Raw genomic sequence first — 22,805 nt, forward strand, 5'->3', positions numbered from 1 at the left:
TATCCAGGGCGACAGAGGAAAACTGTAGCCTTGCTGCAGTTCGCCCAGGCGCCGGTCGCTCCCGGCGCCTGGGCGTTAGCGGACTAGCGGCGGGGTTGCAGCAGCAGCGCCACCAGGGCGCTCCAGCCGGTCTGGTGGGAGGCCCGAGTCCGCGGCCGTTTTCGCCGTGGAAATACTCGTGGAACAGCACCAGGTCGCGACTGCGCGGATCGTTCTGCAGTTGTGGATAGTCGACCATGCTCGGGCGTTTGCCGTCGGCGTCCTTGAGGAACAGCCGCGTCAGGCGCTGGCTGAGGCCGTCGGCGACCTCTTCCAGATTGGCCAGGTAGCCGGAGCCGCTGGGGTATTCCACCGAGAAACTGTCGGCGTAGTAACGGTGGAACTCGTGCAGCGACTCGATGAGCATGTAGTTGATCGGCATCCACAGTGGCCCGCGCCAGTTGGAGTTGCCGCCATAGAGGCGCGAATCCGATTCCCCCGGTTGATAGCGGGCGCTGAGCAGGTTGCCGTCGGCCTGGCGCATCTCGAAGGGTTGCTGTTCGTGGGCCTTGGACAGCGAGCGGATGCCGTATTCGGAGAGGAATTCGTTGTCATCCAGCATGCGCTTGAGCAGCAGCTTGGTACGGTGGCCGCGCAGCAGCGAGAGCAGGAATCTATTGCCCTGGCCGGGTTCGGTCCAGCGCGAGACCAATCGGGCGAGATCCGGCCGCTGGCGCAGGAAGCCGCGCAGTCGTCCGCCGAGGCCGGGGAGGCCCTCGTGCTCGCGCTGTTCCAGCACCTGCACCGCGAACAGCGGGATGAGGCCGACGATGGACCTCAGGCGCAACGGCTCGGCACTGCCATCCGCCTTGTGCAGGACGTCGTAGAAGAATTCGTCCTGTTCGTCCCAGAGGCCGTCTTCGCGATCATCGCTGTGGTTGATGGCGCCGGCGATGTGCAGGAAGTGCTCGAAGAACTTCACCCCCAGATCGACGTACACCGGATTTTCCTTGGCCAGCTCCAGGGCGATGCGCATCAGGTCCAGCGCATAGGCGGCCATCCAGGCGGTGCCGTCGGCCTGGTCCAGGTGATAGCCCTCCGGCAGGGGGGCCGAGCGGTCGAAGAGGGCGATGTTGTCCAGGCCGAGGAAACCGCCCTGGAAGATGTTGCGACCCTCGGTGTCCTTGCGGTTGATCCACCAGGAGAAATTCAGCAGCAGCTTGTGGAAGACGCGTTCGAGAAAGACCCGGTCGCCCACCCCGGTCAGAGACTTTTCCTGCAGGTAGACGTGCCAGGTGGCCCAGGCATGCACCGGCGGATTGGCGTCCTCGAAATTCCACTCGTAGGCCGGCAGCTGGCCATTGGGATGCATGAATCTGTCCTTCACCAGCAGCAGCAGCTGCTGCTTGGCGAAACCGGGATCGATCAGGGCGTAGGCCACCGCCTGGAAGGCCAGGTCCCAGGAGGCGTACCAGGGGTACTCCCATTTGTCCGGCATGGAGACGATGTCGAAATTGAGCAGGTGGCGCCAGTGGCCGTTGCGGATGCGCTGGCGCTGCGCCGGCGGCGTCGGCTGGGCCGGATCGCCATCGAGCCAGCGATTGACCTCGAAGTAGTAGAGCTGCTTGGACCAGAGCAGGCCGGCCAGGGCCTGGCGCTGCACCAGGCGCGCATCGGGATCGGCGATCTTTTCCTGCAGGGCGGCAAAGAAGGCATCGGCCTCGGCGATGCGCTCGGCAAAGATCGCATCGGCATCCACCGACAGCGCATTGGTCGGCGCCAGGCGCAGGTAGACCACGGTCTTGGCGCCACCCTCCAGCTCCACGGCGAAATGAGCGGCCGCCTTGCTGCCGAAGTCGCGGCGGATCGCCTCGCGGGCGCCGCGCACCACGTAGTCGTTGATGCCGTCCTTGAAGGGGCCCTCGGCGGCTTCACCGGTCAGGCGCGGCAGGTTGGTTTCGTTGTTGCAGAACAGCCACTCGGCCTCGCGCGGGCCCCAGGCGCTGACCACCAGGTCGGGCCGGTCGAAATAGCTGGCCCGGACCTGGTCGCCTTCCAGGCTGAGCATGGAGCGCGGCGGGGTGCCGGTCCAGGCCCAGGTGTTGCGAGACCAGATCTGCGGCAGCACTCGCAGGCTGGCGCGCTCGGTCCCGCGGTTTTCCACGGTGACCCGCATGAGAATGTCGTCGGGGGTGTGCTTGGCGTATTCGACGGTGACGTCGAAATAGCGATCCTCGGCGAAGACGCCGGTATCGAGGATCTCGTATTCGCGATCCTCCAGGCCGCGTCGGGCGTTTTCCTCAGTGAGCTGGGCATAGGGAAAGGCGGCGTGGGGATACTTGTAGAGCATCTTCTGGTAGGCATGGCTCGGTACCCCGTCCAGGTAGAAGTACAGCTCCTTGACGTCCTCGCCATGGTTGCCTTCGGCGTTGGTCAGGCCGAACAGCCGTTCCTTGAGGAAGGGATCGCGCTCGTTCCACAGGGCGATGCCCAGGCACCATTGCTGAGCCTTGTCGCAGAAACCGGCGAGGCCGTCTTCGCCCCAGCGATAGGCGCGGCTGCGCGCATGGTCATGGGGGAAGTAGCGCCAGGCGTCGCCATCGGCGCTGTAGTCTTCACGGACCGTGGCCCACTGGCGCTCGCTCAGGTAGGGCCCCCACTGCCGCCAGGCGGCGGCATCGGTATCAGCCAGGCGCTGGCCTTCTCGGGTATGCAGGATGCCCGGGGCGGGATGTGCCGTCATCGTGTCTCCAGATTCAGGTAACGGTTAAGGCTCGAGGATAGATCACCATTGTGGCGTGCAACGACCTGCCTTGGCGTATCGCTGCAGTTTTTAGTGCCTGTCTGACCGGAAAAAATTCACGCCGTTGCGGTTTTCGTCACAGGGCCTGAGCGGGCGCAAGGGCTCTATCCCGGGCAAGCGGCGGACGAAAAAAAGCCCCACGCCGGGTCGGGGTGGGGCCTTCTGGTCATCGCGAAGCGCCCGCCGCTCGCGCAGCGGGCCTGGCAGCGATCTACAGCGCCATGTCGTTGGCGGCCTTTTCGGCGCGCGGGGCGCTGGCGGTGGCCTTGGCGTTCTCGGTGCCGGTGGCGACCGGCGGGGTGGCCAGTTGCAGGACTTCGGCGGTGTAGTTCCACTCCTGCTGCACGCGCGCCGGGTCGCTGTTCAGCTTGGTGCCGTAGCTGGGCACGATCTGGTGCAGCTTGGCTTGCCACTCCGGGGTCGCGACCTTGTCCTTGAACACCTTCTCCAGCACGCTCAGCATGATGGGCGCGGCGGTCGAGGCACCCGGGGAGGCGCCCAGCAGGCCGGCGATGCTGCCGTCCTTGGCCGCGACGATCTCGGTGCCCAGCTTCAGCACGCCACCCTTGTCTGCGTCGCGCTTGATGATCTGCACGCGCTGACCGGCCTGCCACAGGCGCCAGTCTTCCTTCTTGGCGTTGGGGAAGTACTCGCGCAGGGCGGCCATGCGGTCGTCATCCGACAGCATCAGCTGACCGGCGAGGTATTCCACCAGCGGGTACTCGGCCACGCCCACGCGGACCATCGGCCAGGCGTTGTGGGTGTTGGTGCTGGTAAGCAGGTCCAGGTAGGAACCCTGCTTGAGGAACTTGGTGGAGAAGGTGGCGAAGGGCCCGAACAGGATCACGCGCTTGCCGTCGAGCATGCGGGTGTCCAGGTGCGGTACCGACATCGGCGGTGCGCCCACCGACGCCTTGCCGTAGGCCTTGGCCAGGTGCTGCTGGGCGATCTCGGGGTTGTCGGTGACCAGGAAGGAACCACCCACCGGGAAGCCGGCGTAGTCGTTGGCTTCGGGGATGCCCGACTTCTGCAGCAGGTGCAGGGCACCGCCGCCGGCGCCGATGAAGACGAACTTGGCGTCGGTTTCGGTCTTCTTGCCGTCCTTGAGGTTCTTGTACTCCACGCGCCAGCTGCCGTCGGCATTGCGGGTGATGTTCTCGACTTCGCTGGACAGGTTCAGCTTGAAGTTCGGCTTGGACTGCAGGTTGGCGGCGAACTGGCGGGTGATCTCACCGAAGTTGACGTCGGTGCCCAGCGGACTCCAGGTGGCGGCGATCTTCTGCTTGGGATCGCGACCTTCCATCATCAGCGGAACCCACTGTTTGATCTGCGCGGGATCTTCGGAGAACTGCATGCCGGAGAACAGCGGGCTGGCCTTGAGCGCCTCGTAGCGCTTCTTCAGGAAGGCGATGTTCTCGTCACCCCAGACGAAGCTCATGTGCGGGGTGCTGTTGATGAAGCTCTTCGGGTCCTTGAGGACACCGTTCTTGACCTGCCAGGACCAGAATTGACGGGAGATCTGGAAGGCTTCGTTGATCTCGATGGCCTTGGCGATGGTGACCTTGCCGTCCTTGTCTTCCGGGGTGTAGTTCAGCTCGGCCAGGGCGGAGTGGCCGGTACCGGCATTGTTCCAGCCGTTGGAGCTCTCGTCGGCGACCTGGTCCAGGCGCTCGACCATTTCCATGGTCCAGTTCGGCTCCAGCTCGTTCAGCCAGATGCCCAGGGTGGAGCTCATGATGCCGCCGCCGATCAGCAGGACGTCGACCTTCTTGGTGTCTTCGGCCTGTGCGGTGCCCAGGGCGGAGGCGATGGCGACGCCGAGCAGCGCGCCAGTCATTTTCTTCAGCATGTGATCTCTCGTTCGATAGAAGCTGGGTCTGCTTATCGAGTTTCGGTGCGGTGCGGCACCATGGCACATGGGGGGATGTGCAGTGGGCAAGGCAGAATGCAGCCGGAAACACGCAAGGGCAGGTTCTTTTCCCTCCACCGCCCCTCTCTCATGAGTCACCGGAGGAGTCGGAGCAAAAACGCAAGACGCGGCCTTGGCAGCGGCTGACCGGAGACAGAGGTCTCGGGCGCGGCTGCGTGCGCGTGGCGTAATTGTTGCCGGACATTTTAAAGGGAAGGGTTAGGGCTGCCTAGCCCGTAATTCATTGGCTTTGCCTATTAGCCTTTAGTCTAATCCTTTGTGACGACAGTCAAAGTCCCGCCAGCTGCCGCTCCGGGCGAACCGGAGCGGTCTGGACGGCTTTCCGCGAGCAGCCGGCGGCACCGACGAAAGCGGCCGGAAAGCCGCCGGAGGGTCGTCGTTCAAGTGTGGAGAGGTCGATCAGGCGAAGCGCCAGGCGAGGAAGCGACTCTGCTTCTGGCCCTGGGCCATGGCCACCACGCGACTTTCACTGACCTGTTCGCGGCGCAGTGCCGCCTGCAACGGCGGCAGATTGTTGACCTTGGACACCAGACAGGTGAACCAGCCGACCTGACCGGCAAAGGCGCGACTCTCGCGGATCATCCGCTCGACAAAGACGGCCTCGCCCCCGGGGCACCAGAGTTCAGCCGCCTGGCCGCCGAAATTGAGCAGGGGTACCTGCTTGCCGGTGGTCTTGCCCAGGTTCTTCCACTTGCGCCGGCTGCCGCGCACGGCATCGTCGGGGCTGGCATGGAAGGGCGGATTGCACAGGGTGGCGGCGTAGCGCTCACCGGGTTGCAGGATACCGGCGAATATGGCCTGGGGATCCGGCTGGCGGCGCAACTCGATGGCGGCGGCGCAATCCGCATTGGCCGCCAGGGTGCGGCCGAAGGCAGCCAGCGCCGCCGGGGCGATGTCGCTGCCAACGAAATGCCAGCCGTACTCCTTGAAGCCGATCAGCGGATAGACGCCATTGGCGCCCGTACCCACGTCCAGCAAGCGCGTCGTCGCACCCCGGGGAATCCGGCCGCCATTGCCCTCGGCCAGCAGGTCGGCCAGGTGGTGCAGGTAATCCGCCCGGCCGGGAATCGGTGGGCAGAGGAAATCGGCGGGGATGTCCCAATCGCGCACGCCATGGTGCAGCGCCAGTAACGCGCGGTTGAGCGCGCGGACGGCCTGGGGATCGGTGAAGTCGATGGACAGATTGCCCCGCGGCGTCGGCGCCACGAACGGCCTGAGCGCCGGGCTCGTGCGCATCAGCGCTGGAAAGTCGTAGCTGCCCTGGTGGCGATTGCGTGGATGCAGGGGCGCAGGGCGGCCAGGAAGGGGGCGGCGGGGCGAGGTCATGAAGGCAGGCAGGGTGGAAAAGGGGCGGCGAGCCTAGCACAGCCACCCTTTTAGAGCCTGTTTTAAGTCTCGTGAGCCAGGTACAAACAAGGCGAAAATGCCTGAGGAAGCGGAGTTTACAGTCGGTAAATGAGCATTCCGAAGGCATTTTCAACGCCGTTTGCTCGACGCGCAGCAGACTTTAAACAGGCTATACGGCTCACGCGGGCGTCGGGGCGTCTTCCGGCAGCACGCCGATCTCGCGCAGGTTGCGCCAGAAGGCGGCAGGGATGAGCGCCCGTAGCAGTTCGGCGTTCTGCCAGGCCCGCTCCGGTGTGCTGCTGCCGGGAATGGTGGCGGCCACCGTGGGATGGGCCAGGCAGAACTGCAGGGCCGCGGCGCGGATGTCCACCCCGTGATCCTGGCAGACGCCCTCGATCAACTCGACCTTGCGGCGCAGTGCCGGCTCGGCTTCGGCGTAGTCGTAGTGCTTGCCACCGGCGAGCAGGCCGGAATTGTAGGGCCCGCCCACCACGATGCCCACGCCGCGGCGTTCGCATTCGGGAAAGAGCGTGTCCAGGGCTTCGCGATGATCCAGCAGGGAATAGCGACCGGCCAGCAGGAAGGCATCGGGATCGCTCTGCTCCAGCGCCAGGCGGCAGGGTTCCACCAGGTTGACGCCCAGGCCCCAGCCCAGGATCAGCCCTTCCTCGCGCATCTCGGTGAGGGCCTTGGCCGCACCCTGCATGGCCTGGGCGAAGTAGTCGCGCCAGGCCGGGCCATGCTGGTCCTCGGACAGATCGTGGATCCAGACCAGATCGAGGCGGTCGGTCTTGAGGCGTTCCAGACTGGCCTCGATGGAGCGGCGGGCGCCGTCGGCGGAATAGTCGAGCACCCGCTTGAAGGGCAGTTCGTTGACGAACGGCGGCGCATTTTCCGGCCGGTCGGCCGGTTCCAGCAGGCGGCCGACCTTGCTGCAGAGGACGAAGTCGTCGCGCGGCTTGTCGGCCAGCACCTCGGCAAAACGTCGCTCCGACAGCCCGGCGCCATAGTGGGGCGAGGTGTCATAGAGGCGGATGCCGGCGTCCCAGGCGGCTTCGAGCGTCGCCCGGGCGTCGGCGTCGCCTACCTCGCGGAACATGTTGCCCAGCGGGGCGCCGCCAAAGCCGAGGGAGGGGATGTCGATACGCATGGGAAGTCTCCAGGGTGGTGCGTGTCTGCATCCCGACCGATGTCCCCAGACTCCTGTTCCCCTAGTCCGCCGGACGTAGCAGGGCCACCTCGGCGCAGGTGAGCGGACGATAGGCACCCTCGGCCAGGGCGGAATCCAGCGCCAGCTCGCCGATGCGGTCGCGATGCAGGGCGATGACCTCGATGCCGAAGCGGCCGAACATGCGCTTGACCTGGTGATAGCGGCCTTCGACCAGGGTCAGGAAAGCGCTGTGGTCGTCCAGCAACTCCAGCTGCGCCGGTTGGGTGGTGAGGTCCTCATAGGCGAAGTAGAGCCCTTCGGCGAAGGCGGCCACCAGCTGCGGCGGGATGACCTCGGCGGTGGTGACCCGGTAGCGCTTGGTCTGCCTGTGACGCGGATGACTGAGGCCGCGTGACCACTGGCCATCGTTGGTGAGCAGCAGCAGGCCGGTGGTGTTGAAGTCCAGCCGTCCGGCCAGGTGCAGATCGGCGCGCTGGTCCGGGGCGAGGCAGTCCAGCACCGTGGCATGGCGGGCGTCGACGGTGGCGCTCACGCAGCCGCGCGGCTTGTGCAGCATCAGGTAGCGACCGCCGGGGCCGTCCTGCAGCAGGCGCTCGTCGGCCTCGATGCGGTCGAAGGCGAACACCTCCTGCTCGGCCCGCAGGGTGGTGGTGCCGTTGACCCTTACCCGGCCCTCGGCGAGCAGGCGCCGCCCTAGTTGCCGGCCCAGCTCGGGTCGGTTGCCCAGCCAGCGGTCCAGGCGCATCAGCGAGGTTCGCTCGCGACGCCTGCCGCGCAGGCCGGACAGAGGCAGCGGCGATCGCGCTCTTGCGCGGGCAGGCGGTCCAGGACGGCGGGATCGATCGGCGTCTGCAGGCACCAGCAGTCGCGGATCTCGCCCCCGGCCGCCAGGAAGCAGCTGTTGGCCTGGCCGCACAGCGGGCAGCGGGTGGGATCGAAGGGGATGGGCGATGCGGCCATGGTGATCTCGTCGGGCGAAGCGGGCGGCAGAGTACCGGGAATTGCGACCTGGGTAACGTCCGCTACGCTGGGGGTCTGCGTACTGTCGCAACCAGGGTGCAAGCTGCATCCTAGCTCCGATCGTCGGACCACCCGAGGAACCCATGACAATAACTGCTCTGCGCACCCTGATCCGTACCCTCATTCCCGGCACCCTGCTGGTCAGCCAACTGGCCCTGGCCACCGAAGCCGATGTCGGCCAGACCCTGGCCCGCCAGGCCGGCATTCCCTGGCCGGCGGTGATCGCCCATCGCGGCGCCTCCTTCGACGCCCCCGAATCCACCGCGCCGGCCTACCTGGTGGCGCGGGAACTGGGCGCCGACTACCTGGAGCTCGACCTGCAGCGCACCAGGGACGGCCAGCTCATCGCCCTGCACGACGACACCCTGGAACGTACCACCGATGTCGCCAAGCGCTTCCCCGACCGCGCCAAGGCCCCGGTCAGCCAGTTCACCCTGGCCGAACTCAAGTCGCTGGACGCCGGCAGCTGGTTCAACCAGGCCCATCCCGACCGCGCCCGGCCAAAGTTCGCCGGACTCAGGATCCTTACCCTCGACGAGGTCATCGACATCGCCGAAGGCGGTCGCAACAAGCCGGGTCTCTACATCGAAACCAAGCAACCCAAGCTGTTTCCGGGTATCGAGCGCGACCTCAAGGCCAAGCTGACCCAGCGCGGCTGGCTCGGCAAGCCCAAGCCGGGTGCCACCGGCGTCGCCGCCATGCCCGGGCGGGTGATCCTGCAGACCTTCGAGAAGAGCAGCCTGGAGCTGTTGCAGAAGGAGATGCCGAAGACGCCGAAGATCCTGCTGCTGTGGCTGGGCGACGACTACATCCCGGCCAAGCCCGGGCCGAGCTACGCCGAGTCGGGCGAGGCCAGCAAGGCGGCCTACTACGCCAAGCAGCAGGTGCGCTCCGAAGGCGATTTCACCGCCTGGATCGAGTGGGCCAAGGCCCATGGCGCCATCGGCATCGGCCCCTCGGCGGCCCTGGAGGAGGGTGGCGACCAGAGCTATGCGGACCTGGTGAAGCCCTGGATGAACGACGTCGCCCACGAGCGGGGTCTGCTGGTGCATGCCTATACGGTGGACTCGGCGGTGGACTACGCGCGTCTCGCGCCCCGTGGCGTGGATGGCTTCTTCAGCAATCGCGCCGCCGAATTGCTGAAGTTCTATGAGCGTCCGGCCAAGCAGGCACCCGGTGCCCTGCTCAAGCAGCTGGGTTATTGAGTCCAGGCGGGGAGGCCTGCCGGTCTCCCCGTCGCCAACGGAGGCCTCCTCATGTCCCGCCATGCCTTCAACGGTGCCAAGCTGGCGCTGCTCTGCGCTGAGCAGATCCTGGTCTATCAGCGCGATGACAAGCCCGACATCCCCTGGCCGGCCCTCTGGGACCTGCCCGGCGGTGGTCGCGAAGACGGCGAGACGCCCGAGCGCTGCGCCCTGCGCGAGCTGGAAGAAGAATTCGGCCTGGTGCTGGACGAGGCGCGGCTGACCTGGGGGCGTTGCTATCCGCCGCGCCAACCCGGCTATCTGCCCAGCTGGCTGTTCGCCGGGCAGTTGCATTCCGCCGAACTCGCCGCCATCCGCTTTGGCGACGAAGGCCAGCACTGGCAGCTGATGAGCATCGCCGACTTCCTTGCCCATCCCCAAGGGGTGCCCCATCTGCAGGCGCGGCTGCAGGACTACCTGGGCGAGCGGGCGGAGAACGGACCGGCGTCTCTTAATCCCGGCTGAATGAATGCGCGATAACCGGGCGCGGCGCCTGGCCAGGGCTTAAGCTTTGTCCAGGCCCATCCGGGCCGTTCTGGAGATATCCCCCATGCGCCATTTCCTCTTGGCGTCGCTCTGTGCCCTGACCTTCACCGGCTGCACCGTCTACGACACGTCCCCGCGCTATTACAGCCGTCCGGCCCCTCCTGCGGCGGTCTTCTACGGCACGCCAGCCTATCCGCCGCCCGCGGTCATCGTGCGGCCCTATGGCTATGGCTACTACTATCGACCGGCACCGCCACCACCGCCTCACTGGGGTCCGGGTCCCGGCTGGGGACCGCCGGGCTGGGGGCCGCGTCCGGGTTATGGTCCGCCCGGCTGGGGCCCGCGCTACGGTCCGCGCTGGTAGCGGGTTTGACAGGGGCAGCCGGCTTTTCTAGGGTGCTGCCCTTGTCTTGACCAGGAAGCCTCGAATCGTGGACGACGATCGCATCAAGCTCGACCCTCAATGGAAAGCCGCGCTGCGCGACGAATTCGAGCAGCCCTACATGCGTCAGCTGAGCGAATTCCTCAGGCGCGAGAAGGCGGCGGGCAAGGTCATCCATCCGCCCGGGCCGTTGATCTTCAATGCCCTCAATACCACCCCTCTGGATCAGGTCAGGGTGGTCATCCTCGGCCAGGACCCCTATCACGGTCCGGGTCAGGCCCATGGGCTGAGCTTCTCGGTGCAGCCTGGGGGTACCGGCGCCGCCGTCGCTGCAGAATATCTTCAAGGAACTCAAGCGCGACCTGAACCTGCCCATTCCCAACCACGGCTATCTGCAGCACTGGGCCGAGCAGGGCGTGCTGTTGCTCAATACCTCGCTGACCGTGGAACAGGCCAACGCCGGTTCCCACGCCAAGGCCGGTTGGCAGAGATTCACCGATCGCATCATCGAGGTGGTCAGCGCCGAGCGGGAGAACCTGGTGTTCCTGCTCTGGGGCAGCCATGCCCAGAGCAAGCAGACGCTCATCGATCCCCAGAAGCACCTGATCCTCAAGTCGGCGCATCCCTCGCCGCTGTCGGCCCACCGCGGTTTCATCGGCAACGGCCACTTCGGCCGCACCAACGAATTCCTGCGCAACGCCGGCCTCACCCCTATCGACTGGGCGCTGCCACCGCTGGCGTAGGAGGGCGCAGCCGGCCACGACCCTCGCGGTCAGGTCGCCCCTGCCGCGACTGTCCGAGACGGGCGCCGGTGGCACTGCAGGCACCAGCTCGTCCCGAGCATGAGCAGGAGGGTCGCCAGGGATTCCAGGCGAGTAGGCCAGCGCCCGCTCCAGAGAAAGCCATAGGTCAGCGAGGCCAGGGTCTCGATGACGATGGCCTGACCACTCAGGGTCAGGGGTAGCCGGCGGCTGGCCTGATTCCAGCAGGCGCCGCCGATGACCGAGGCAAGCAGCGCCACGCCGGCAGCCACCAGCAGCGGCTGCAGCCAGTCCGCCGGTGCCCGCAACGCCAGCTCTTCTCCCAGCAACCAGGGTGCGACCAGCAGTGCCTGGGCACCGGTCATCCCGCCCAGCAGCAGGCTCCAATCGTGGGCGCCGATCGGCGTCCTGGTCAGAAAGCGCGTGTTGACCACCGCGAACCAGCTCCAGGCCAGCAGGGCGCCACAGGCGCACAGCAGGCCCAGGGCAGGCCGCTCGCCAACCGCGGTGGTGGTCAGCGTCTCGTAGCTGATCAGGACCACGCCGAGCAGCGCGCAGCAGAGCGATGGCCAGAGGCGACCGAATCCCACAGCGCCCGCGTCGCGCTGCCCGGCCAGGGCCGCCAGCAGCGGGATGAGGCCGACGATCAGGGTGGTCGCCGCGATACCGGCCTGCTTCACGCCCACGCCGACCAGGGTGTAGTAGCCCAGGTTGCCGATCAGGCTGAGCCAGAACAGGCGCGTGCCGTCGGCCCAGGTCAGCTGCCTGCGCCGTCGGCGCCAGCAGAGCAGCAACAGCCCGAGTGACACCAGTCCGTAGCAGAGAAAGCGCAGCACGGCGAATTGGGCGCCGCTCAGGTCAGGGACCAGCGCCGGGGCCAGAAAGATCACGCCCCAGCACAGGCCTGCCGCCAGCCCGTAGCCGATACCCACTGCCGACAGTTCTCGTTCCTGCATCGCGCCGTCTCCACCGATTCGACACCAGTGTGGTGACGGCGACCTGGACCGGTCTTGCGCGAGACTGCGGGGTTTTTTACCTGGACTGCGTACCTGGACTGCCTACCCCGGCAGTCGCTGACCGCGCCGCCAGGCGGCCGGGCTGATGCCCTGGCGGCGGGTCATGGCGCGGGTCAGGGCGGCCTGGTCGGAAAAGCCGACGCGCAGGGCGATGTCGGCGATGGGCAGGCAGCTGTCGGCGAGCCAGCGCTGCGCCTGGCGCAACCGCAGGTCGGTGAGCCAGGCCTGGGGCGTCTGGGCGAAACGCTGGTGGAACAGCAGGTGCAGCCGAGTCAGCCCCAGGCCCGCCAGGCGGGCCATGGCCGCATTGTTCCAGTCCCCCGCGGGCTGAGCCTCCACCTGGACCAGCAGGCGGTCGAAGGCCGCGCTGGCGGTCGCGGCGGTGAGCGAGGCGAGCAGCAGACGGGTGAGTTCGGGCGCGTGTTGGTCGAGGGTGTCAGGCGAGGTCAGCTCGGCGAAGGCGATCAGCTGGCGGGTCGCAGGCGGAATCGCCAGGCCCGGCTGCCGTAACGCGCGATCCAGGAGCGGAGCAGGCAACCAGTCGGCCGCGCAGTCGATCACCAGAAAGCGGCTGCCTGGCTCGGATTGCTGGGCATAACCGCAATCGGGCGCCACCAGGGCCGCGAGACCGGTATGCAACCGCGTCCCGCTACGCCCGGCGAGCTCCAGCTCCATGCCGCCCTGGATGGGCAGCACCAGCTGCGCGAAGGCATGGGCATGGGGCTGGTGTTCGCCCTGATAGCGCTTGATGGCGAGACGGGGAGTCAAGGCGCACCTCGGTGGCGAAGCGGGGGGTCGAGAGCCTTGATCCTAGCATGCCGCCCCGGGCCCTACGGACCTCAACGCACCGGCTGCAGCGGTAACTCCACTTCGCCACCATTGCTCAGGTCCACGGCCACCGGCTCCTGGGTCAGATACAGCGGGCGACCGCCGAGCAGGATGCGCCCGCTGAGCAGATAGCGCTCGCCGCTCTTGACCTTGGCCGGGGCGTAGTCAAGGCGGAAGGGCACCTGGCCGGGCTGCTTGACGAACAGGGTGCGCTGGGCCAGGCGACCGGCAGGGGTGTCGCCGGCACTGGCGCTGTAGAGGCTGACGGTAAGCTTGGCGGTGGGCGGCACCGGCTCGTTGGCGGTAAAGGTGGCCTGGCCGCTGAGGCTGGTCATGCTCGGCTGGGCCGGCACGCTAGGCGTGGTGGTCTGCGGCTGCTCGGTGGGCGGCAGCGGCTGGCCAGCGGGCGGCGGTGGCGTCGCGGGACCGGGGCGCAGCCCGCTACAGGCGCTGAGCAGCAGCGAGGTGGCGAGCAGGGTGGCGATTCTTTTCATGGGTAGATCCTGGACTGAAATCGACTGCTGTGACCCATGGACGCCGGCTTAGTTGCCGGCGACCGCAGGGGATTCGGGATCCGGCAGGTCGGGCGCATCGGGTCGGTCCAGCGCCACCTGACGAATCGACAGGCGGATCTCCGCCGGCAGCACCCGCTTGCCGGCGCCTTCGGCCAGTTCGCCGAGCAATTCGTGATGGCCCAGGGTGCCGTCGTCGGCCTTGCGCAGCACACCCTCGGCCAGTAGCGTCTGGATGAAGTGGCGAAACAGCGACTTGTCGAAGAATTCCGGCGCATTGAGGCCATGCAGCACCGAAAGCCGCTGGGCCATCACGGTGCAGAGTTCTTCCAGTTGCGGCGCGGTCAGGCTGTTCTGGCCGTGGTTGAGGATCAGCGCGGTGGTCATGTAGTAGCGCTGCAGGGTCTGCAGGATGGCCCGCGCCAGCAGGGTGAGGCGGACGAATTGCCGCGAGCTGGGCGCTGCACGCACGAAGACGTCGTCCTCGATGCGCAGCAGGCCGCGCTCCACCATGGCCTCCAGCCAGCCGTCCAGCACCAGCGGCAGCTCCTCGCGCTCCCAGTGGATGAACAGCTCGGCCTGCAGATAGGGATAGAGCGCCAGGGCGAATCTGTGGATCAGCTCGCGGGTCATGCGCCCGGTGTTCTGGAAGAAACTGGCGATCAGCGCCGGGATGGCGAAGAGGTGCAGGACATTGTTGCGGTAGTAGGTCATCAGCACCGCGTTCTGCTCGTCCAGGTAGAGGATGCGTCCCAGAGCGTCCTGCTGCTCGGAGAGGAAACCCAGGGCGCGCACCTCTTCGATGATCGCCTGGCCGTCGCCCTCGGGCAGGGTGACGCTGGTGGAGTAGGGCACCCGCTTCAGCAGATCCAGATAGAGGTCGATGGCGCGTACCAGGGCGCCTTCGTCGAGCGCCTGGCGGTTGGTCGAGAGCAGCGCCAGGGCCACCAGGTTGACCGGGGTGACGGCCGCCGCGGCATTGATGCGGCGGACCACCCGCTCGCCCAGTTCGTGGGTGACCGAATTGAACCAGGCGGGCTTCAGGTCTTCGTCGAGGGGTTCGTCGCGCCAGCCCGGACGGCGGGCATCGAGGAAGCCTTGCAGCGGGATGGGCTCGCCGAAGTTGACCCAGACCCGACCGAAGCGCTGGCGCAGGGCGCCAAAGACCTTGACCAGGTCGAAGATGGATTCCTTCTTCTTAGACGCGCCGCGCAACTCGCCCAGGTAGGTGCGGCCCTCGAAGACCTTCTCGTAGCCGATGTACACCGGTACGAAGACGATAGGGCGCCGCGAATCGCGGAGGAAGCTGCGCAGGGTCATGGCCAGCATGCCGGTGCGTGGCTGCAGGGTCCGTCCGGTGCGCGAGCGACCGCCCTCGACGAAGTATTCGGTGGAGAAGCCGCGGCTGAACAGGCTGTGCAGGTATTCGTTGAACACCGCCGCATAGAGGGCGTTGCCCTTGAAGCTGCGCCTCATGAAGAAGGCCCCGCCACGGCGCAGGATGTTGCCCACCACCGGCATGTCCAGGTTGATGCCGGCGGCGATGTGCGGCGGGGTCAGGCCGTTCTGGAACAGCAGGTAGGACAGCAGCAGGTAGTCGATGTGGCTGCGGTGGCAGGGGACGTAGACCACGGTATGACCGGGCGCCATCTCCTGGATCCGCTCGATGTGGCTGACCGTGACGCCGTCATAGATGCTGTTCCAGAACCAGCGCAGGCCGACGTCCAGGCAGCGCACCACCGGATAGGAGAAGTCCGAGGCGATCTCGCGCGCATAGTGCGCCGCCTCGTCTTCGATGCGCCCGGGGGTAGCCTTGCGCTGGGCAATCTCGTGGGCGATGGTCGCCCGTACCTGGGGCGCGCGGAGCAGGCCGCGCAACAGGGTACGGCGGTGCGACAGGTCCGGGCCGATCACCGCCTGGCGCACGTTGCGGAAGTGGATGCGCAGCTGCCGCATCACCAGGCGCTCCAGGCGTTGCGGATCGGGACGCTGGCTGGCCAGTTCGCCCAGCGACAGCGGCTTGGAGAATTGCACCCGGGTCAGCCGGCCCAGCACCAGGATGCGCGCCAGCTTGCGCAGCCGTCCGGTCACCACCCAGTTGTCCGCCCAGAGCAGTTTCCAGGGACTGGTCTCGCGATCCGGCGACTGGCCCCAGAAGACGCTGACCGGTACCAGCTGGACGTCTTCCAGCTGCTGCTCGGTCACCGCGGCCACCACCCGGCGCAGGGTAGGGGGTACCGAGCGCCGGGCGGGGCGCCCGCGCCAGTTCGCCTTGCCGGTGGCGTTGAAGTAGGCCAGTGGCTCTGTCTTGCTACCCAGCACCAGCGGGCGTAGCGGTCGCGGCAGGCCGGCCTTGCGGCATTCCCGGTCGAGCACCGCCAGATCGCTCAACGAGGCCTCGGGGAGGACATAGAGCACCGGCCTGGCGGGATCGATGCGGCTGAGCAGGCTGGCCGCCTGGGTGGTCTCGGAGCGGACCCAGAGATAGAGCAGGCGCTTGAGCAGCGAGAAGGCCAGCAGGCGCAGCGGCGAACGGGTCATGGAGGGCTACCGGAGTGACGGGGCGGCAGTGTGCCGGATGGCCTGGCGGGCGTAAAACCGCCCGTGTTGTTCTCTCTTCGACCCGGCAGTCGGCGGCTTGTCCCCGTTGTCGAAAAAATGCCGCTCAGATCGTCGAAAACCCGGCGTTGGCGCGGCTTTCAGCCATGCTGGCACTTTGCGTAAAGAACGTTGCTTTTGCCGGGAAAGCTATGCTTTATAAGGCATCGGCAGGTTCTTGCCGATGGTCGGAATCGGGCTGCCAGCCTGGCGACCGGTCCGGCGAGCGATCTGTACCGATACAACAAAGCAACCCGAGCGCCCAGCTTGTGGCGAGCGGGGATAGGAAATCCAGAAAGCTTCGGAGAGATGTGATGGGTGAGCAACGCGAAACCGGGACCGTCAAGTGGTTCAATGACGCCAAGGGATATGGATTCATTCAACGCGAAGGCGGTGCCGACGTGTTCGTTCACTACCGCGCCATCCGCGGTGAAGGTCATCGTTCCCTGAACGAAGGCCAGCAGGTGGAGTTTTCGGTGATCGAGGGCCAGAAGGGTCTCCAGGCCGAAGACGTCGCCCAGGTCTAGATCCGTTGCGCGAGGAGCGCAAGGCTCCTCGCGCCTTCAGTTCACTCGGTGCGCCAGACGATCTCTTCGACGCCCGCGTCCGTCACCTTCAGCCAGCGATCGGCGGCTTCTTCCTCTTCTTCCTCGCTCCAGCCGCTCGGGGCGCAGCGCACCTGTACCTGGAGGGCTGCATAGGCATCGCGGGCGCAGGCCAGGTCATCCACCCAGGGCGACACATCGCTTTCCAGCAGCAGGCTGTGCCACTTGCCGACTGCCTTCGGCAGCCAGGTCACCGGAATCGACTCGCCGCCATAGCGCAGGGTGCATTTGAAGGTCTGTCCGTGCGCCTGCCAGACGCAGGGCATGGCGAACACCTGTTCGAGCCAGGCCGAGATGGCGTCCTGATCGACGTCCTTGAGGTAGATTTCGATATCGGGCTGGCGCATGGGGCTTAGGCTCCGGATTTGATGATCCAATCGTAACGTACTGCCACCCGCACCTCGAAGGGCTCGGCCAGGACCCGCTCGCGGCGCTCGGCGTTGACGCGCCAGCCGTGGGGCGTCATGGCCAGCAGGTCTTCGCGGGTCTGGCGCTCGGCCAGTGGCAGCACGAATTCGAGCCCCTCGCTGTGAGCCAGTTCCAGGTCCGGCGGCAGATCCTGGAGGTGCTTGTCTTCGGCATAGTCGCGCACCTCGTCATAGAGCCGCTGGCGCAGCTCCAGCAGGTGGGCGCTGGCCGGCCCCAGGCGCAGGATGCCGCCGCCGGGTGTCAGCACGCGCCGGGCTTCGCTCCAGTCGATGGGGCTGAAGACGCTGGCCAGCAGCTGGCAACTGGCGTCCGGCAGCGGCAGGCGCGCCATGCTCGCCACCAGCCAGGTCAGCGCCGGGGTACGCCGGCAGGCGCGGCGCACCGCCTCGCGGGAGATGTCCAGGGCATAGCCGTCGGCGGCGGGCAGGGCCTGGGCCAGGCGCGCGGTATAGAAGCCTTCACCGCAGCCCACGTCGATCCAGCGCCGGGGCGCGCGTTCGGCGGCCAGGTGCGCCAGGCGCTCGGCCAGGGGCGCATAGTGGCCGGCATCGAGAAAGCGTCGGCGTGCCTCGACCATGGCGGCGTTGTCGCCCGGGTCCAGGCTCTTCTTGTGTTGCACCGGCAAGAGATTCAGATAGCCCTGGCGGGCGCGGTCGAAGCGATGGCCTGCGGCGCAACCGACGCCACCCTCGAGTTCGCCCAGCGGGGCCTGGCAGAGCGGACAGGTCAGCTTCATGCCAGCAACCGTACCAGGGTGCCGTAGTACACCTCGGTCAGCAGATCCAGGTCGCTGGCCAGGACGTGCTCGTCCACCTGGTGAATGGTGGCGTTGACCGGACCCAGTTCCACCACCTGGGCGCCCAGGGTGGCGATGAAGCGACCATCCGAGGTGCCGCCGCTGGTGGAGGCTTCGGGGCGATAGCCGGTGACCGCTTCCACGCTGGCCGAGACGGCGTCGAGCAGGTCGCCCGGCTCGGTGAGGAAGGGCAGGCCGGACAGTGACCAGTCGATGTGCCAGTCCAGGCCGTGGCGATCAAGGATGGCCTCTACGCGGGCCTGCAGGCCTTCCACCGTGGATTCGGTGGAGAAACGGAAGTTGAACAGCGCCTGCAGTTCGCCCGGCACCACGTTGCCGGCGCCAGTGCCGGAATTGAGGTTGGAAATCTGGAAGCTGGTGGGCGGGAAGAAGGTGTTGCCCGCATCCCACTGCTCGGCGGCCAGATCCGCCAGGGCCTGGGCCACCAGGTGGATGGGGTTGCGTGCGAGGTGCGGATAGGCCACATGACCCTGCTTGCCGCGCACGGTCAGGCGGCCGTTGAGCGAGCCACGGCGTCCGTTCTTGACCACGTCCCCCAGCAGGCGGGTGCTGGAGGGTTCGCCGACGATGCACCAGTCCAGGCGCTCGCCACGCGCGCGCAGGCGCTCCACCACGGCGCGGGTGCCGTGCAGGGCCGGGCCTTCCTCGTCGCTGGTGATGAGGAAGGCGATGGCGCCATGGTGATCGGGATGGTCGGCAACGAAGCGCTCCACGGCGATGATCATGCTCGCCAGGCTGCCCTTCATGTCGGCGGCGCCCCGACCGCGCAGCATGCCGTCGGCATCCACATGGGCATTGAAGGGGGCCTGCTGCCACGCCTCCAGCGGGCCGGTGGGCACCACGTCGGTGTGACCGGCGAAGCACAGCACCGGACCCTCGCCGCCACGGCGCGCCCAGAAGTTGTCCACCTCTTCGATGCGCAGGGGTTCGAGGGCGAAGCCCAGGCGCTCCAGGCGCTGCATCATCAGGGCCTGGCAGCCTTCGTCCAGCGGCGTGACCGAAGCCCGGCCGATCAGGTCGCAGGCGAGTTCCAGGGTGGGGGTGAGGGCGGTGGTCATGGCGGGTCCCGGGAGGCGGCTAGGGTTCAAGGGGGAGCGGTATGGTAAAGGAAAACCTATACTGTGGCTTTTGTGGAAAGCCTTCATGACGTTCGATGAACAACGCTTCGGCGGGATCGCCCGGCTCTATGGGCAGGAGGCCGTCGAGCGCCTGGCCGCCAGCCACGTCGCCGTGGTCGGCATCGGTGGGGTGGGTTCCTGGGCCGCCGAGGCCCTGGCGCGCAGCGGCGTCGGTCGTATCAGCCTGTTCGATCTGGACGACGTCTGCGTCAGCAACACCAATCGCCAGGTGCATGCGCTGGAAGGGCAGGTGGGGCGGCCCAAGGTCACGGTGATGGCCGAGCGCATCCAGGCCATCAACCCGGCCTGCGCGGTCAAGGCGGTGGCGGACTTCGTCACCCGCGAGACCATGGCCGACTACATCACCGAAGAACTCGACTTGGTGCTGGACTGCATCGACAGCGTGGCCTCCAAGGCGGCGCTGATCGCCTGGTGCAAGAGACGCAAGATCGCCATCGTCACCACCGGCGGCGCCGGCGGTCAGATCGATCCCACCCAGATCCAGGTGGTCGACCTCAATCGCACCTACAACGACCCCCTGGCCTCGCGGGTGCGCTCGCTGCTGCGCCGCGACTACGGCTTCTCGCGCAATCCCAGCCGCCACTACAGCGTGCCCTGCGTCTTTTCCACCGAGCAGCTGCGCTATCCCAAGCCGGACGGCAGCGTCTGCCAGCAGAAGAGTTTCGTCGGCGAAGGCGTCCGCCTGGACTGCGCCGGCGGCTTCGGCGCGGTGATGATGGTCACTGCCACCTTCGGCATGGTCGCCGCGGCTCGCGCCGTGGACAAGTTGATCCAGAAGCCCAGGGGGTAGGGCTTTTCGTCGGTTGGGTGGAACTCGGCGAAGCCCAACCTACGTTCAGCTGTGTAGATACCGTCTTCGCCCCTCAGTGTGCAATCGCTAAAGCAGGGTCGAAAGGCTTGCCCGATTTGAGCACGCCATAGGCGATGGTCAGCAGCTTGCGCATGGCGGCGCAGACGGTTTGTTTACCTTTCTTCCCTCTGGTTTTCAGACGCTCGGCTTGCGCCTTGATAGCCGGGTTGTAGGTCAGCGCCACGACGGCGGGTAGGTATAGCGCACTTCGTAAGCGGACCGATCCCATGCGCGAGATGCCGGTATGGCCGCGGTAAAGACCTGATTCCTATAGGCGTGGGTTCAAACCGGCAAAGGCGGTCACGGCGCGGGCATCAGCGAAGCGACCGATATCGCCGAGCTCCGCCAGGATCAGGGCGGCGGTCTTGTCGGCGATGCCGTCTATGCTCACCAGCAGATCACGTTTGCCGCTCAGGTCCGGGTCATCGTCGATATGCCGTTTGATCTGTTCGAGCGTCCAGGCGATCTGCTCATCGAGCCGCTGCACGACCGCTCGAATCGAGTCCTGGACCTTTTCCGGGCTGACCTCGAGCCGATTGAGCTCCATCTGCCGTAGCGATTGGAGATCCTCCAGGCGCCGGGTCAGCGCGCGAAGCGTGCGGATGGACACAGGCTCGGGTGCCAGGCCCGCAGGCTGTCTTCATGCCGCTGGCCATAGGTGGCGATCAGCTTGGCGTCGAGTTTGTCCGTCTTGCTGCGCTGCAACTGGCTTTGCGCATAGCGAGCGATCTGTGCCGGATTGAGCACGGCGATTCGGTAGCCCAGCGCATGGAAATGCTCGGCGAGCGCTTCGTGATAGGTGCCCGTGGCCTCCATCACGATCCAAGCGCCTGGCTCGGCATGCTGTTGCAGCCAGTCGGCAAAGACCGCGAAGCCTGACGGATCGTTGCTCAGCCTGCCCTTGGTCCGGTGCTTGCCATTGGATTGCAGGACCGCCAGATCGAAGCTGCGCTTGGCGATATCAACACCGATTACGGCCATGATGTCTCCTCCTTCAGATGCGACACGATCACGTCATCCCGTCCAACCTTGTGCAATACGAGCTCTGGAGGCTCTAGATACCGTTCGGACTCGGGGATGGGTGTGGAGGAGGCAGCCTATCTACGTTGCAAGCTCAAAGGCTTAAGGGTGGACACGGCCTGCCATCCTCCCCCGATGATCAGTCGGGGACTATGCCCCCTGAGGAGGCTGTCGTCGAGATACAAGGGTGGACAACGGCGCAGCCTTGTCCACGCGGGAGGGTGCCGGAGGTTGCCGGTGGAAAACGCTGGCGCGGTTTTCCACGCTACGAGGGTTCGAGCGCGGCGGCCCTCACATATCCTGGGGCGTTTCCCGGGCGGGGCGGTCGTCGGCGATGGCGGGGACGTGCAGGCCGGTCTTGGCCAGTTGCTGACCTTCCATCTGCGGCTGGGTGGTCCAGGTGAGGATGTCGTAATAACGGCGCACGTTCTGCACGAATTCCACCGTCTCGCCGCCGCGGGCATAGCCGTAGCGGGTCTTGCTGTACCACTGCTTCTGCGCCAGGCGCGGCAGCATCTTCTTCACGTCCAGCCAGCGATCCGGATCCAGGCCCTGGGATTCGGCCAGCCGGCGGGCGTCGAGGATATGGGCGATGCCGATGTTGTAGGTGGCCAGGGCGAACCAGGTGCGATCCGGTTCGTGGATGCTGTCGGGCAACTCGTCGCGGATCTGGTCGAAGTACTTGGCGCCGCCGGTGATGCTCTGCTCCGGATCCAGGCGGTTGGCGACGCCCATGGCCTGGGCCGTGTTGTTGGTCAGCATCATCAGGCCGCGCACCCCGGTCTTGGAGGTGGCGTCCGGGGTCCATAGCGACTCCTGGTAGCCCATGGCGGCGAGCAGGCGCCAGTCCAGCTGATGCTTCTGCGCCACCTTGCGGAAGTGCTTCTCGTACTTGGGCAGGCGTTCCTGCAGGTGCTGGGCGAAGGTGTAGGCGCCCACATAGCCAAGGACGTCAACGTGACCGTAGTAGCGCTCCTTGAGCTGCTGCAGGGTGCCGTCGCGGCGGACCTTGTCCAGGTAGGCGTTGACCGCATCGAGCAGGCTGTTGTCCTCCCCGGGTTGCAGGGCCCAGGCCTGGCCCTGGTTGTCGCCCAGGTCGAAGGCCACCCGCACGTTGGGAAAGTACACCTGGTTCATGGCCAGTTCGTTGGAATCCACCAGGGTCAGGTCGATCTGGCCTTCGTCGACCATGCGCAACAGGTCGCTGACCTCCACCTGATCGGATTCGTCGAAGGTGAGTCCCGCTACCTGAGCCTGCAACGCCCTGAGCTGCTGCGCCTGGCTGCTGCCCTTGAGCACCAGGATGCGCTTGCCGACCAGATCCTTGGGCGTGCTGGGGCGGACGGTGCCGTTGCGGTATATGACCTGGGGCACCACGTCCAGATAGCTGCGGGAAAATTTCAGATTCTGGCGATTGACCGAGGGCGTGAGGCCGGCCGCGGCGATCACCGGGCCGTCCGGCGCGGTCAGGCGATTGAAGAGGTCGTCGAGGTTGTCGGCGGTGCTGATTTCCAGGCGCACCTTGAGGGATTCGGCGAAGCCCTTGACCAGTTCGTATTCGAAACCGGTCTCGCCGTTGCGGTCCTGGAAGTAGGTCGCCGGACTGTTGCGCGTCACCACGCGCAGCACACCCGCCTGCTGCACCTGCTCCAGCGCGGTCGGCTTGGGCGGCGCAGGCACGTCGGCCTTCCCGCAGCTTATGAGCAAGGCGAGGAAGGGCAGGGTAAGCCAGGCGAATCGCTTGAAGGCTCTATTCAAATGGGCTAGCTCGGCCATACGGCATCAAAACGGCACTGGCGCCTTGCTGACGCGCCTCATCGGTCGGCCCCTCCGGGCACTCGTTATGGTCGGGACGCTCCGCGCCACCG

Annotated in this window: 20 protein-coding genes and 3 pseudogenes; 6 read left to right on the forward strand and 17 right to left on the reverse strand. The window is 66.5% G+C overall.

The features are described from left to right. Nucleotides 1-83 precede the first annotated feature (83 nt). The 6 genes and pseudogenes from BGI51_RS12680 to BGI51_RS12705 form a co-directional block, all read right to left on the reverse strand. Nucleotides 84-2,722, reverse strand: a pseudogene (locus BGI51_RS12680) (MGH1-like glycoside hydrolase domain-containing protein). A gap of 271 nt (nucleotides 2,723-2,993) precedes the next feature. Continuing rightward, nucleotides 2,994-4,631, reverse strand: coding sequence for a malate dehydrogenase (quinone) (gene mqo / locus BGI51_RS12685; RefSeq protein WP_133862924.1), 1,638 nt, complete (start codon nucleotides 4,629-4,631; stop codon nucleotides 2,994-2,996). 480 nt (nucleotides 4,632-5,111) lie between these two features. After that, a complete protein-coding gene (gene rlmF / locus BGI51_RS12690) occupies nucleotides 5,112-6,038 on the reverse strand; it encodes a 23S rRNA (adenine(1618)-N(6))-methyltransferase RlmF (RefSeq protein ID WP_133862925.1) in 927 nt (308 codons plus the stop codon). A 199-nt stretch (nucleotides 6,039-6,237) separates the two neighbouring features. After that, nucleotides 6,238-7,209 (reverse strand): aldo/keto reductase, encoded by a 972-nt coding sequence (locus tag BGI51_RS12695; RefSeq protein WP_187978555.1) that lies wholly within the window; start codon nucleotides 7,207-7,209, stop codon nucleotides 6,238-6,240. Nucleotides 7,210-7,270: 61 nt separating this feature from the next. Continuing rightward, the gene (locus tag BGI51_RS12700) at nucleotides 7,271-7,975 is read right to left on the reverse strand and encodes a 16S rRNA pseudouridine(516) synthase (protein ID WP_133862927.1); all 705 of its coding nucleotides are present in this window, start codon (nucleotides 7,973-7,975) and stop codon (nucleotides 7,271-7,273) included. Beyond that, entirely contained in the window at nucleotides 7,975-8,190 is a 216-nt protein-coding gene (locus BGI51_RS12705; RefSeq protein WP_187978556.1) for a cysteine-rich CWC family protein, read from the reverse strand. Before BGI51_RS12705 ends, BGI51_RS12700 begins: the two co-directional genes overlap by 1 nt. Before the next feature lie 143 nt (nucleotides 8,191-8,333). On the opposite strand from BGI51_RS12705, the gene BGI51_RS12710 reads away from it, so the two are divergent. From BGI51_RS12710 to ung, 4 genes and pseudogenes are all read left to right on the forward strand, one after another. Next, the gene (locus BGI51_RS12710; protein ID WP_133862929.1) at nucleotides 8,334-9,455 is read left to right on the forward strand and encodes a glycerophosphodiester phosphodiesterase; all 1,122 of its coding nucleotides are present in this window, start codon (nucleotides 8,334-8,336) and stop codon (nucleotides 9,453-9,455) included. A gap of 51 nt (nucleotides 9,456-9,506) precedes the next feature. Next, nucleotides 9,507-9,959 (forward strand): NUDIX hydrolase, encoded by a 453-nt coding sequence (locus BGI51_RS12715; protein ID WP_187978557.1) that lies wholly within the window; start codon nucleotides 9,507-9,509, stop codon nucleotides 9,957-9,959. A gap of 85 nt (nucleotides 9,960-10,044) precedes the next feature. Next, nucleotides 10,045-10,344, forward strand: coding sequence for a hypothetical protein (locus tag BGI51_RS12720; RefSeq protein WP_007163043.1), 300 nt, complete (start codon nucleotides 10,045-10,047; stop codon nucleotides 10,342-10,344). Nucleotides 10,345-10,408: 64 nt separating this feature from the next. After that, nucleotides 10,409-11,105 (forward strand): annotated as a pseudogene (gene ung, locus BGI51_RS12725) (uracil-DNA glycosylase). Between the two features lie 29 nt (nucleotides 11,106-11,134). On the opposite strand, the gene BGI51_RS12730 reads toward ung, so the two are convergent. The 4 genes from BGI51_RS12730 to plsB all read right to left on the reverse strand — a co-directional run bounded on the left by BGI51_RS12730 (nucleotide 11,135) and on the right by plsB (nucleotide 16,020). Continuing rightward, nucleotides 11,135-12,079: a DMT family transporter gene (locus BGI51_RS12730; protein WP_187978558.1), complete on the reverse strand. Its 945-nt coding sequence runs from the start codon at nucleotides 12,077-12,079 to the stop codon at nucleotides 11,135-11,137. Between the two features lie 102 nt (nucleotides 12,080-12,181). Beyond that, nucleotides 12,182-12,907 (reverse strand): helix-turn-helix transcriptional regulator, encoded by a 726-nt coding sequence (locus tag BGI51_RS12735; RefSeq protein WP_187978559.1) that lies wholly within the window; start codon nucleotides 12,905-12,907, stop codon nucleotides 12,182-12,184. A 71-nt stretch (nucleotides 12,908-12,978) separates the two neighbouring features. Next, nucleotides 12,979-13,461 carry a YbaY family lipoprotein gene (locus tag BGI51_RS12740; protein WP_187978560.1) on the reverse strand — a complete coding sequence of 161 codons (483 nt, stop codon included), beginning with the start codon at nucleotides 13,459-13,461 and terminating at the stop codon, nucleotides 12,979-12,981. A gap of 48 nt (nucleotides 13,462-13,509) precedes the next feature. After that, nucleotides 13,510-16,020, reverse strand: a complete 2,511-nt coding sequence (gene plsB / locus BGI51_RS12745; RefSeq protein ID WP_187978561.1) for a glycerol-3-phosphate 1-O-acyltransferase PlsB — start codon at nucleotides 16,018-16,020, stop codon at nucleotides 13,510-13,512. Nucleotides 16,021-16,391: 371 nt separating this feature from the next. Here plsB and BGI51_RS12750 point away from each other — a divergent pair, with 371 nt between their 5' ends. Next, nucleotides 16,392-16,604, forward strand: a complete 213-nt coding sequence (locus tag BGI51_RS12750; RefSeq protein ID WP_133862934.1) for a cold-shock protein — start codon at nucleotides 16,392-16,394, stop codon at nucleotides 16,602-16,604. 41 nt (nucleotides 16,605-16,645) lie between these two features. Here the strand turns inward: BGI51_RS12750 and BGI51_RS12755 are convergent, their stop codons facing one another. The 3 genes from BGI51_RS12755 to dapE are packed head-to-tail and all read right to left on the reverse strand — an operon-like array spanning nucleotide 16,646 to nucleotide 18,986. After that, nucleotides 16,646-17,029, reverse strand: a complete 384-nt coding sequence (locus BGI51_RS12755; RefSeq protein ID WP_133862935.1) for a hypothetical protein — start codon at nucleotides 17,027-17,029, stop codon at nucleotides 16,646-16,648. 5 nt (nucleotides 17,030-17,034) lie between these two features. Next, entirely contained in the window at nucleotides 17,035-17,847 is an 813-nt protein-coding gene (locus tag BGI51_RS12760) for a putative RNA methyltransferase (RefSeq protein WP_187978562.1), read from the reverse strand. Next, nucleotides 17,844-18,986, reverse strand: a complete 1,143-nt coding sequence (gene dapE / locus BGI51_RS12765) for a succinyl-diaminopimelate desuccinylase (protein WP_187978563.1) — start codon at nucleotides 18,984-18,986, stop codon at nucleotides 17,844-17,846. Before dapE ends, BGI51_RS12760 begins: the two co-directional genes overlap by 4 nt. A gap of 85 nt (nucleotides 18,987-19,071) precedes the next feature. Here dapE and tcdA point away from each other — a divergent pair, with 85 nt between their 5' ends. Further along, nucleotides 19,072-19,857, forward strand: a complete 786-nt coding sequence (gene tcdA, locus BGI51_RS12770) for a tRNA cyclic N6-threonylcarbamoyladenosine(37) synthase TcdA (protein ID WP_158893440.1) — start codon at nucleotides 19,072-19,074, stop codon at nucleotides 19,855-19,857. Nucleotides 19,858-19,930: 73 nt separating this feature from the next. On the opposite strand, the gene BGI51_RS23500 is transcribed toward tcdA, so the two are convergent. From BGI51_RS23500 to mltF, 4 genes and pseudogenes are all read right to left on the reverse strand, one after another. Beyond that, the gene (locus BGI51_RS23500) at nucleotides 19,931-20,101 is read right to left on the reverse strand and encodes a hypothetical protein (RefSeq protein ID WP_252977326.1); all 171 of its coding nucleotides are present in this window, start codon (nucleotides 20,099-20,101) and stop codon (nucleotides 19,931-19,933) included. 24 nt (nucleotides 20,102-20,125) lie between these two features. Then, nucleotides 20,126-20,464: pseudogene (locus BGI51_RS23505) on the reverse strand (transposase); the annotation flags it as partial. A gap of 35 nt (nucleotides 20,465-20,499) precedes the next feature. Beyond that, nucleotides 20,500-20,898, reverse strand: coding sequence for an IS110 family transposase (locus BGI51_RS23510; protein ID WP_252977074.1), 399 nt, complete (start codon nucleotides 20,896-20,898; stop codon nucleotides 20,500-20,502). A gap of 330 nt (nucleotides 20,899-21,228) precedes the next feature. Then, complete coding sequence (gene mltF / locus BGI51_RS12780; protein WP_187978564.1) at nucleotides 21,229-22,713, reverse strand: membrane-bound lytic murein transglycosylase MltF; 1,485 nt, start codon at nucleotides 22,711-22,713, stop codon at nucleotides 21,229-21,231. Between the last annotated feature and the right edge of the window lie 92 nt (nucleotides 22,714-22,805).

The sequence above is a fragment of the Pseudomonas oryzihabitans genome (assembly GCF_014522265.1).
In the GTDB taxonomy this organism is placed as follows: Bacteria; Pseudomonadota; Gammaproteobacteria; order Pseudomonadales; family Pseudomonadaceae; genus Chryseomonas; species Chryseomonas aestiva.